This is a genomic window from Streptomyces sp. NPDC052020, assembly GCF_040680575.1.
Taxonomy (GTDB): domain Bacteria; phylum Actinomycetota; class Actinomycetes; order Streptomycetales; family Streptomycetaceae; genus Streptomyces.
Genome location: NZ_JBFAWY010000002.1, coordinates 305,426 through 315,930 on the forward strand (window position 1 = coordinate 305,426; position 10,505 = coordinate 315,930).

Annotated in this window: 10 protein-coding genes; 4 read left to right on the forward strand and 6 right to left on the reverse strand. The window is 71.0% G+C overall.

From position 1 onward, the window contains the following. Positions 1-18: 18 nt before the first annotated feature. On the reverse strand, positions 19-771 hold the full coding sequence (locus AB0L74_RS03285; RefSeq protein ID WP_365645041.1) for a GntR family transcriptional regulator: 753 nt from the start codon (positions 769-771) through the stop codon (positions 19-21). Positions 772-1,248: 477 nt separating this feature from the next. After that, complete coding sequence (locus AB0L74_RS03290) at positions 1,249-2,817, reverse strand: S8 family peptidase (RefSeq protein ID WP_365645043.1); 1,569 nt, start codon at positions 2,815-2,817, stop codon at positions 1,249-1,251. 403 nt (positions 2,818-3,220) lie between these two features. On the opposite strand from AB0L74_RS03290, the gene AB0L74_RS03295 reads away from it, so the two are divergent. The 4 genes from AB0L74_RS03295 (at position 3,221) to AB0L74_RS03310 (ending at position 6,600) form a co-directional block, all read left to right on the forward strand. Continuing rightward, the gene (locus tag AB0L74_RS03295; protein WP_365645045.1) at positions 3,221-3,535 is read left to right on the forward strand and encodes a hypothetical protein; all 315 of its coding nucleotides are present in this window, start codon (positions 3,221-3,223) and stop codon (positions 3,533-3,535) included. A 550-nt stretch (positions 3,536-4,085) separates the two neighbouring features. Next, complete coding sequence (locus AB0L74_RS03300; RefSeq protein WP_365645047.1) at positions 4,086-4,433, forward strand: type VII secretion target; 348 nt, start codon at positions 4,086-4,088, stop codon at positions 4,431-4,433. Then, positions 4,430-5,863, forward strand: a complete 1,434-nt coding sequence (locus tag AB0L74_RS03305) for a putative T7SS-secreted protein (protein ID WP_365645049.1) — start codon at positions 4,430-4,432, stop codon at positions 5,861-5,863. Before AB0L74_RS03300 ends, AB0L74_RS03305 begins: the two co-directional genes overlap by 4 nt. Positions 5,864-5,895: 32 nt before the next feature. Next, positions 5,896-6,600, forward strand: a complete 705-nt coding sequence (locus AB0L74_RS03310) for a hypothetical protein (protein ID WP_365645051.1) — start codon at positions 5,896-5,898, stop codon at positions 6,598-6,600. 131 nt (positions 6,601-6,731) lie between these two features. Here AB0L74_RS03310 and AB0L74_RS03315 read toward each other — a convergent pair whose 3' ends face one another. The 4 genes from AB0L74_RS03315 to ychF all read right to left on the reverse strand — a co-directional run bounded on the left by AB0L74_RS03315 (position 6,732) and on the right by ychF (position 10,037). Next, positions 6,732-7,277, reverse strand: a complete 546-nt coding sequence (locus tag AB0L74_RS03315; protein ID WP_365645053.1) for a hypothetical protein — start codon at positions 7,275-7,277, stop codon at positions 6,732-6,734. Positions 7,278-7,607: 330 nt separating this feature from the next. Further along, entirely contained in the window at positions 7,608-7,730 is a 123-nt protein-coding gene (locus AB0L74_RS03320; protein ID WP_365645055.1) for a hypothetical protein, read from the reverse strand. Positions 7,731-8,187: 457 nt separating this feature from the next. After that, entirely contained in the window at positions 8,188-8,700 is a 513-nt protein-coding gene (locus AB0L74_RS03325; RefSeq protein ID WP_365645057.1) for a hypothetical protein, read from the reverse strand. Between the two features lie 248 nt (positions 8,701-8,948). Further along, entirely contained in the window at positions 8,949-10,037 is a 1,089-nt protein-coding gene (ychF, locus tag AB0L74_RS03330) for a redox-regulated ATPase YchF (protein ID WP_365645059.1), read from the reverse strand. Positions 10,038-10,505: the final 468 nt, after the last annotated feature.

The following is a 10,505-nucleotide window of genomic DNA, read 5'->3' on the forward strand; positions in this document are numbered from 1 at the left end:
GCGCGGCGGCGGCTGGTCCTACTTCACCGGCAGGTGGTACGCCACCCGGTACCGGTCCGCGGGGATCACCACGTCGGCCGTCTCCACCGGGCGGCCCGAGGCGTAGAAGGTGCGCTGGACGACCAGGACGACATGGCCCGGGACGCCTCCCAGGGCGAGCAGTTCCTCGGCGAGGCCGGGGCGGGCGCCGACCTCCTCGGTGACGTTGTCCACGACGACGTCGATGGCGGCCATGCGCTCGACCACGCCCATGCCGCCGAGCGGGCCCTCCTCGGGCAGCATCACGGGCGTGCGCCCGGTCAGGGCCAGCGGCTCCCAGGACGTGGAGAGCATCATCGCCTCGCCGCCCTCGCGGAAGACGTACTTGGTGCGCATCACCCGGTCGCCGGGCTCGATGGCCAGCCGCTCGGCGACGGCGGCGCACGCCTCGGCCTGCTCGGTGCTCGACTCCCACGTGCCCCGCACCCCGGCGTCGGCCTGCTCCTGGCGGAAGGGCGTGGACCCGTCGGCCGGCCGGTACCCGGAGCGGGCGATGCGCCGGGGCACGGGCCGCTCGCGCACATAGGTCCCCGAGCCGGAGCGGCCCTCGACCAGGCCCTCGGCCATGAGCACCTTGCGCGCCTCCAGGGCGACGGTGTCGGAGACGCCGTACTCCTGGCGGATCCGGGCCTGGGACGGGAGCCGGGTGTGCGGTGGCAGAAGACCGTCGACGATCTTCTTGCGGAGATCACCCGCGACACGCAGGTACGCCGGCTGCTCACCGAATGTCACTGGTCGCTCCCATCAGCTGTACAGACAGCAACAGCGTGGCAACCGCTGGTGTGCCAGGCAAGCAAGGGCCAGAGAATCACCCGAAGTGATGACGACCCCCGGCGCACGGCTTTACGCAGGCACTTTCTCCCCACTGTGACGGCTCTCACACCTCAGTGCCGCGGGCCTCCTCCGCGCCTCCACCGCCTTCCGACCGGCCCGCGCCCCCCTTCTCGTACGGCGGCGGGGAGGCGGCCGGCCCGAGGCAGTCGCGGAAGGCGGCCGAGTCTTCGGGCCGATGAGGGCGTCACCCCTCTCGCAGTGCTCGCGGAAGGTGCCGGGACTCCGGACATCCCCGGTCCCCTGTCCGTGCCGCCCGCGGGCACGGACAGGAGCCGGAGCGCCGGTGCCCGCGCCGGACACGACTCGTCCTCGCGGCGGTCCGGGCCGGGTGCCCGGAGCCGTGCCGCGAGGACGAGGGGAGTTGCGGGACGGGGGTCAGAACTGGAGCGCCCAGGCGTCGATACGGCCGGTGTCCTGGGCCGCGTTGTCACCGACCCTGAGCTTCCACGTGCCGTTCGCGGCCTCCGCGGACGCGTTCACGGTGTACGTGGTGTCGATGTTGTCCGCGCTGCCGCCGGTGCCGTACGACTTCAGCGTGTACGCCGTGCCGTCCGGGGCGATCAACTGGACCTGGAGGTCGCCGATGTAGGTGTGCGCGATGCGCACCTCGACGGCGAGAGCCGAGGGCGCGCTGCCCGCGACGCCGGAGACGGTCACCGGGGACTCGACGGTGGCGTTGTCGCCGATCGTGTAGTCGCCGGTGTTCTCGAAGCGCGGGCCGGGCGGGGTGGTCGTACCGCCGCCGACGTACAGGAGCCGGTTGGGTGAGCCGGTGCCCGGGTTGGTGACGACGCCGGTGGTGGCGGCGGACGTCAGCGCGGCGGAGACCTGGGCGGGGGTGGCCGTGGGGTTGTCGGCCAGGTGGAGCGCGGCGGCTCCGGCGACATGCGGGCTCGCCATGGACGTACCGGAGATGGTGTTCGTGGCCGAGTCGCCGGTGTTCCACGAGGAGGTGATGGACGAGCCCGGCGCGAACAGGTCCAGGGCCGTGCCGTAGTTGGAGTAGCTCGCGCGCGCGTCGCTCGACGTGGTGGCGCCGACGGTGATCGCCTCGGCGACGCGGGCGGGTGACCGGGTGGAGGCGTTGGTGGACTCGTTCCCGGCCGCGACGGCGAAGGTGACGCCCGAGGCGATGGCGTTGCGGACGGCGGTGTCGAGCGCGGTGTCGGCGCCGCCGCCCAGGGACATGTTGGCGACGGCCGGCTTGACCGCGTTGCGGGCCACCCAGTCGATGCCGGCGACGACCTGCGCGGTGGTGCCGGAACCGGAGTTGTTCAGCACCCGCACGCCGACGACCCTGGCCTGCTTGGCGACGCCGTACGCGGTGCCCGCGACCGTGCCGGCGACATGGGTGCCGTGGCCGTGCCCGTCCTGGGCGGTGTTGTCGTTGTCGATGGCGTCGTAGCCGTAGGAGGCCCGGCCGCCGAAGTCGGTGTGCGTGATGCGGACGCCGGTGTCGATGACGTACGCCGTCACCCCCTGCCCGGCCGAATCCGGGTAGGTGTACGCATTGTTCAGCGGCAGGTTCCGCTGATCGATCCGGTCCAGGCCCCAGGAGGGCGGGCTGGGCTGGGTCGCGGTGAGGGTGAACGTGCGGTCCTGGACGACGGAGGCGACGGCCGGGTCGGCGGCCAGACGCTTCGCCTCGGTCTCGGACGCCTCGATCGCGTAGCCGTTGAGGGCCTTGGTGTACGTGCGCTCGATGTCCGCGCCGTACTTCTCCGCCACGGCCCGGCCCGCTTCGGAACCGGCCTTCTCCGTCCTGAGGGTGACGATGTAGCTGCCGGGGACGGCGTTCACGGCGTCCTCGTACTGGATCCGGCCGTCCCCGGGGGGCGGGGCGGCCCCCGCGGGGAGGGCGGAGACCAGGTTCGCGGCGAGCGCGGCGGTAGCCGCGGCGCCGAGCGCGGCCAGTCTTCGGCGGGGGTGACGCATCACGGTCATGTGAGGGGTCCTCCTCAGTCGGTGGTGCGTGGTGGGGGTGGTGCACGCCCATCGAGCCGCTCCGGAACCGCCACAAGGCGTGGTCATGACAATCCCGGGCGGCGTTCGTGCGTTGTGCGTCAGCCGAAAGATTGGGGCCTGCAGAGGAATTGCACAAGAGTTCCGCCGGGCTTTACCAACGAATGTGCGCACTCCCGCACAAATGTGCGGGATGGTCCGCCGGGTCGCCGGCCGTCTCGCCCACCGATGACCATGAGGAGCGGCGTGCGGGTGCGGGACCCGCGCCGCTCCTGTCCGTCGCCGAGGAACTGCGCCGCACGCGCGCGGCCGAGCGGCGGTACGTCTCCCAGCCCGCGCTGAACGAGCGGATCCGGGCGCCGGAGTCCGGGCGCCGGAGCGACGGTTGGGCGCCGAGCCGTTCCCGCGCGGCCGCCAGGGCGCCACCCTCGCCGAGGCGGGCCGAGCCCTGCCGCCGCACGCCCGCCGGACGCCGGAGGCGCGGGCGGAGGGGCCGGCGACCGGGGCGGCGCACCGGGCGGCACGGCGCGGTGCCCTGGTGGCCGGCACGAGCACCAGCCCCGGCCGCGGCCCGCTTCCGGCGACCCGCTCCCGCTTCACGACCGCACATCCGGACGCCGTCGTCCGGGTATGTCGGGTGAGCTGGGACGACCCGATGGCGGGCCTGGCCGACGGCGGGGCGGACGTCGCCTTCGTGTGACTGCCGCGCCCGGCCGGTGCGGGGCCGCCCTCCGGCCGGCACATGCCGGCACGGCGGCGGGAGGACGGGGAGCGGGCGCTGGTGAGGGACTGCGCGCGAGCGGCCCGGGACGTGGTGCCGGCGGGGGCTGCGGACGGTCAGGGACGTGGTGCCGGCGTGAGCGCGGGCGGCCCGGGGCGTGACGTCGCCGGCAGGGGCGCGGACGGCGTCCGCAGGCACATGGACCGTCTCCCGCCGAATCGCTACCGTCGAGCCATGACCTCCCTCACCGAGGTTCCGCACCGGCGGAACACCCGGCGCGAGGGCGGCGTTTCGCGGTTCGGGCCCGGCCCGCCGGGCCGGGCCGGGACGACGCCGCCGGGGCCGCCCGGCCTGCCCGGTCAGGGACACCGTCCGTGCCTCCGGCCGCGTCGGACCGGGTGCCGGGCGCGGCCGCGCCCCGGCGTCCCGGGGGGCGGCCGCACCCGCCGCGGCCGTGTCTAAGATCGCATCACCGAAATGAACCGCACCCTTTGCATTTCGAACTGCCGGCAGACACGCGGGGGACCACGTGGGTGATCACTTCAAGGTCGAGGTCAACGATCTCGACCGGCTCATCAAAGAGCTGCACAACAGTCAGGACAATATGCGCAAGGCCCTCAACGCCCTGAAGGACGTGGGCCCGAAGAGCACGGGCAGCGAGGCGCTCGACAACGCCTGCGACGAGTTCCACGACTCCTGGGACAACGCGATCAAGAAGATCGCGGACGGCACCCAGGCCATCGAGGAGCGGCTCAAGCAGACGAAGAACAACTACGAACAGACCGAGCAGGCGATCCGCGACGCCTTCACGCAGGCGGAGAACAGGAAGCCCACGCCCGCTCCCGGACCGTTCCCGTCCCCGGCAGGTGCGCGATGAGCGGCCCGCAGGAGTTCCCCGCGATCGGCTTCAACCCGGCCCCCGGCAAGGTCGAGAGCGTCGACGACCTCGTCACCAAGCTCAACAGCGCGCTGACCGGCCTGGACAACGCCCACCGGATTCTGAGCTCGCTGCGCGGCGAGGGCGGCGGACGGGCCTGGGAGGGCGAGGCCGCGAAGGCCTTCGCCGACAAGGTCGGTGACCTGCCCCGGTACGTGGGTGACAGCCGCGACGCCATCCGCTCGGCCTCGTCCCAGCTCAAGTCGTGGCACGGCATGCTCACCGGCTACCAGTCCAAGGCGCGGGAGTACGAGACCCAGGCGGCCTCGGTCAAGCAGCGCGAGAAGACCTTCCGCGGCGAGTACGACAGCGCCGTCGACGCCTACAACCAGGCGGCGGCGGACCCCGCGTTCCGCCTCTCCGGGACGTACTACACCGACCAGGCCGCGCTCCAGGACGCCCAGGCCAAGATCGACGCGGCCAACGCCCGGCTGAAGAAGGCCGGAGAGACCGTCGACTCCGCGAAGAACAAGCTCGAGGGCGCCATCGACGAGTTCGAGGCGATCGTCAAGCGCGCGAAGGAACTCCTGGAGGAGCACCAGTCGGAGGCCCGCAAGGTCGCCGGCCAGATGCAGAAGGCCACGGACGGCGCGCCGAACCCGGGGTTCTGGGAGGGGCTGGCCGACGCCTTCACCCGCCTCGGGCACAGCATCCAGAACTGGTGCACCAAACACGCCGACCTGCTGAAGAAGATCGGCGACTGGCTGAGCATCGCCGCGACCGCCATGGGCGTGCTCTCGCTGCTCACGCTCTGGTGTCCGCCGCTGTCGGGCGCCTTCGCCCTCGCCGGCGGTGCCCTGTCCCTGGGCGCCCTGGCCACCCACGGAGCCGCGAAGCTCGGCGGAGCCGATGTGAGCGCGATGGATCTCGTCGGTGACGCGCTGGGCGTCGTGCCGCTCGGAAAGCTGGCCACGACCGCGACGGCGGGCGTCAAGGTCGCCATGAAGACGGCCAAGAACGGCGTCCAGATGATCGACCGGGTCAGGAAGATCGAAGCGCTGACGGAGGCGGGGTACGACGCCGCCAGGCTCCAGGGGAAGTCCCTGTTCGGCCTGGGCCGGGAGTACGCCGAGGGCAGCATGAAGTTCACCACGTCCGGCTTCGGCAACCGCATGAAGATGGCCTGGGACAACCACGTGCTGGACACCATGGGCGCCTCCCTCAAGGAGCGCGGTCTCAGCAAGGTCGTCGAGTGGGCTCCGCAGAGCGTCAGGAACTCCTTGCAGGGCGCCATTCGCGCCGACGGCACGCTCGACCCGATGTCCTGGTGGTCCCGCGGCACCCAGATCGTCGGTCAGGCGCCCGGTATCGGCCTCGGTCTGTACAACGCCTTCACGGGCTCCGACACCCCCGCGGCCGGGAAGCTCTGACGCATGCGGGAACCAAGAGGATCGAGGCTTTGATGACGACAGCACCCCGGCCGGCTCAGGAAGTTCTCATCGAGTTCGAATCGCCCGAGGACTTCCACGAGATTCCGCTGATGCTGCCGCCCGACGCTTTCGAGGCGGCGCTCGAGGAGCTGGCTGCGAAGATCTGGCCAGGCGGTACCGACTTCCAGCGGGAAGTGACCGCGGCGGTCTACCGGACCATGGCCGAGGCCCTGGAGGAGGACGGGACCGTCCACGCGGCGGTCGGCCTGTTCGAGACCGAGGCCGGGGAGGTGAGCATCGCCAACCTGCTGGTGCGGGTGGAGGACATCGAACCGGACAGCCCCCAGGTCGTCGCCGCCTCGCTGCACGAGGCGCTCTCCCTGGAAGAGCACCGCGACGTCCACCGTGTGGACCTCGCCTGCGGCCCGGCCACCGTGTCCTTCCACGCCACCGAGTTCGGCGGCGGCGAGGTCCAGAACCCCATCGCCTTCGCCCATGTCGAACTGTACGTTCCGTCACCGTTCGGCGGAAAGCTCCTGGTCATCACCCTGAGCACCCCCAGTCTCGCCGAACTCCCCGTCTACGTGGGCCTGATGTCGCGCCTGGGAGACACCGTGCGCTTCAACAGGGACACCGACGAGGACCCGGCCTCCGGGGCGGAGGACGGCGAGGACACCCCGGACGCGCAGGGCCGGCGCATGACCATCGGGCAGGAGACCCGGTCGGTCTTCGGCTGACCGGCTCGCCCGGATCGGCCGGGCAGCCGTGAACGACCGCGCCTCGCCCGGCCCGCTTCGGTCACGGGCATCGTTCCCGCCCGTGACCGAGGCCGACCGGCTCAGAGGCCACCGGCCGCTTCGCGCCCGCTCTACGCGGCGGGGCGGTCGGTGACCGGGATGCCGGGGTCATCGGCGAGATAGACCCACAGTCCCTGCGAGGGATCGCCGTCGACACAGGGCTTGGCCTTCAGCCCGTGGCGGGCCACAGCGGCCTGAACCGCGGGATAGTGCGCGCCCCGGTACTCACGGAAGTCCACCGCCAGGGCCTTCACACGGCTCTCCGCGCCACCGAAGCCGCGGGAGACGTACTCCTGCGGGTACCTCACGGACGTACCCCAGGCGAGCTTCCCGCTCCTCAACTCCCCGGCGAGGCGGGCGCAGAGCCGGTCCGCATGCCCTTCCCAGCGGCTGGCGTCACGGCTCATCGCCAGGGACAGCCGCGCGGGCGTCATGAAGCGCGCCAGCGGATCCCTCATGTCGGCACCGTTCACACCGTCACCGAAGAACATGGCGGCGTTCCAGACAAGCCTGACCACCAGTTCGATGGGGATCAGCAACCACTGAAAGACGAACCACGCCAGAACGCCCGACCTGGAGGGCGGCCGCGGGGCCCCGTCGAAAGCAGGTGACTTCATCGGTCCGTTTCCCTGTTCTCCACTCGGCTCAGTACTCCACGCAGGGACAACTGTGCCAGGCGGGCGGGAACGCCAGGGGCCACCGGTCCCGACAGGCGACCCTGCCCGCGCCCGCCGGCCCCGGACATCCGGCGGCGCGCGAACGAGGTCTCCTCGCTCGAGGTACAGCGCAACGGCTCGGCCCCGCCTCCGAGGAGGGCTGCCGCTCGCCTGCTGGCTGTGGCTGCACGCGCGGTCCCGGACTACGTCCCGCGCGTGCCGGACGACGACCACCCGCCGTACGAACTTCTGTCCCCCCGGTGGTCCTGCGCAGCGAGGCCGGCGCTTGCGTCAGCCCCCGACGATCCTGTCCTTGAGGAAAACCGTGTTGCACTGGGAGCACCTCATGCGGTTGGTGCTCGTCGGGTGCACCGTGTGCGTGCCGCACAGCGGGCACTTATGCCCCTTGGCCATCCACCTTCTCCTGCCTACACGCAAGCGCGCGACCCAGCATCACGCATTGGCTCGGAGAGTACCTTTTGATCTGCGGAGACGTGAGTGAAATCAGCTAATCATTGATCGGTGCGGGAGCGAGCGACACGGCCGCCGAGGGTGGCTCGTACGGTCGGCGGCTGCTCCGCTGTCGAACCCGGAGCGTACGACGCAGAGCGGCTCGGCCCACCTTGCGCCCATGTCCCTTGATGCGGTACGGCGGAGCCGCTACGCGGCCCCCTGCCGGCTTGGGGCATGGCTCGGTCAGCTGACGGCCGGCCCCTCCTCCGGCACGGAGACCATGGCCAGTGCCTCCCGTTACGGCCCCCCTCGATCTTTACAGCAACCGTCCGGTTCCGAGAGTCGCCGGCTCGGCCTCCTCCAAGTCCTGATCCGGCGCTGCGGGGCACTGTCGTTTCACGCTGCGGGCAAAGGGAGATCACACCGCCACGAGCCGCACACGATCGCCGCAGAGCTCGACCATGTCGTCGATATCGGAGGCCAACATGGCCAGAGGGCGGTGCTGCCGCAGCGCGGCCTCGGCGACCGCTGCGTCGATCGCCTTGGCCCGGGCGAAGAACACCGAGCCGAAGACCTCGACGCCGATGGAGCCGCCGACCGCCTGGACCGCCGACAGGACACCGGAGGCGCATTCGATCTCGTCGTCGACCGCGGCAAGATGAAGCTGAACAGGGTGGCGATCACCATGCCGGCGCCGATGCCCGCCACCGGCACGCCGGGAGCGCTGTCCCAGATCGAGAACGGGGCGGCGTCGGAACAGGGCGATGCCGCCGAGACCCACGGTGAAAGCCGGCTTGCGCAACAGGCGCGGGGTCACCAGCGGCTCGCGGCCCGCGGCGGCCGTGCGGCGCTGCTGGGGGGCGAAGAGGCCGAAGCCGAAATAGATCGGCAGAGCGCAAGGGCGGAGGCTTTCCTCGCCGTTTGCATGCACCGGAAATCACGAGCGACTCCCCCCTCCGCCAGGCGCTGCACAGGGCGCGCCCCGGCACGGGCGCCGTCATCCCATCCCGGCACGATCCCAGCACGGTAGGGATGAGCAGGGGCGATGACAGGTGACGAGGGATCAGCTATCCCAGCACCATCCCAGCACAGGAAAAGGCAAAGGGCCCAACCTCGAAGGGTCGGACCCTTCCTGACCTGGGTATTTGCCAGATCAGCGAAGTGGCGGTAAGTCGCCCGCTACACGTTGAACCGGAACTCCACCACGTCCCCGTCCTGCATCACATAGTCCTTGCCCTCCATGCGCGCCTTGCCCTTGGCGCGGGCCTCCGCGACCGAGCCGGTCGCGACCAGGTCGTCGAAGGAGATGACCTCGGCCTTGATGAAGCCCTTCTGGAAGTCGGTGTGGATGACACCGGCGGCCTCGGGGGCGGTGGCGCCCTTCTTGATGGTCCAGGCGCGGGATTCCTTGGGGCCGGCGGTGAGGTAGGTCTGCAGGCCCAGGGTGGCGAAGCCGACGCGGGCCAGGGTGGCGAGGCCGGGCTCGGTGGCGCCGACCGACTCCAGCAGCTCCATGGCGTCCGCCTCGTCGAGCTCGGCGAGGTCGGCCTCCAGCTTGGCGTTGAGGAAGATCGCCTCGGCGGGGGCGACCAGGGCACGCTGCTCGTTCTTGAAGTCCTCGTCGACCAGCTCGTCCTCGTCGACGTTGAAGACGTAGAGGAAGGGCTTGGTGGTCAGCAGGTGCAGGTCGTGGAGGAGCTCGGCGCGCTCGCTGCCCTGGACGATGCCGTGGGCGAAGAGCGTGTCGCCCTTCTCCAGGATCTCCTGGGCCTCCTCGACGGCCTTCACCTTGGGCTGGGTGTCCTTCTTGATCCGGGACTCCTTCTGGAGCCGGGGGAGGACCTTCTCGATCGTCTGGAGGTCGGCCAGGATCAGCTCGGTGTTGATGGTCTCGATGTCGTCCTTGGGCGAGACCTTGCCGTCGACGTGGACGACGTTCTCGTCCTTGAAGGCGCGGATGACCTGGCAGATCGCGTCGGACTCACGGATGTTCGCGAGGAACTTGTTGCCCAGGCCCTCGCCCTCGCTGGCGCCGCGCACGATGCCGGCGATGTCGACGAAGTCGACGGTGGCCGGGATGATCCGCTCCGACGAGAAGATCTCGGCCAGCTTGGCCAGCCGGGCGTCCGGCACGCCCACGACGCCGACGTTGGGCTCGATCGTGGCGAACGGGTAGTTGGCCGCCAGCACGTCGTTCTTGGTCAGGGCGTTGAACAGGGTCGACTTGCCGACATTGGGCAGACCGACGATTCCGATCGTGAGCGACACGTTGCGACTTCCCGTACGTGAGGATGAAAGGACTGGGGACTGGGGACTGGACTTCGGCTTCCTGGGCCCGGGTCCCTCGTGGCTGGCAGGGATGACGCGCGGGCCGATCCACCAGTCTACGGCGTGCCGCGCCTCGGCCTCCGGCCCGATGTCGAACGCATGGCCAAGCCGGGCCCGACGGCGTGTCTGAGGGCCGATTCAGCACATAAAACGACCTAAGTTGGTCCAGTGGAGCAATACAGGACGCGATCCCCGCATCACGGCCCGCGACGGAGCGGGCCGCCCCTGCCGCCGCAGTCGGGCCGGGGCCCGGCCGGTGACGCCGCGGACGGACCGGCGAGGGCCGCGCCGGCGGCGGACGCCGGCGCCGGGCTCAACGCGGGGATGTTCCGTCCGCCATGCGGGTCATGAACGCCCGCGGAGCCTGGATGCCAACCCGGCTTGGTGGCCTTCACGCCCCGGCTCCGG

What these genes read in the sequence shown, in the direction of transcription:
- AB0L74_RS03290 (WP_365645043.1), bottom strand. Translation starts at nt 2,817, where the DNA reads ATGACCGTGATGCGTCACCCCCGCCGAAGACTGGCCGCGCTCGGCGCC.
- AB0L74_RS03305 (WP_365645049.1), top strand. Translation starts at nt 4,430, where the DNA reads ATGAGCGGCCCGCAGGAGTTCCCCGCGATCGGCTTCAACCCGGCCCCC.
- AB0L74_RS03310 (WP_365645051.1), top strand. Translation starts at nt 5,896, where the DNA reads ATGACGACAGCACCCCGGCCGGCTCAGGAAGTTCTCATCGAGTTCGAA.
- AB0L74_RS03315 (WP_365645053.1), bottom strand. Translation starts at nt 7,277, where the DNA reads ATGAAGTCACCTGCTTTCGACGGGGCCCCGCGGCCGCCCTCCAGGTCG.
- AB0L74_RS03320 (WP_365645055.1), bottom strand. Translation starts at nt 7,730, where the DNA reads ATGGCCAAGGGGCATAAGTGCCCGCTGTGCGGCACGCACACGGTGCAC.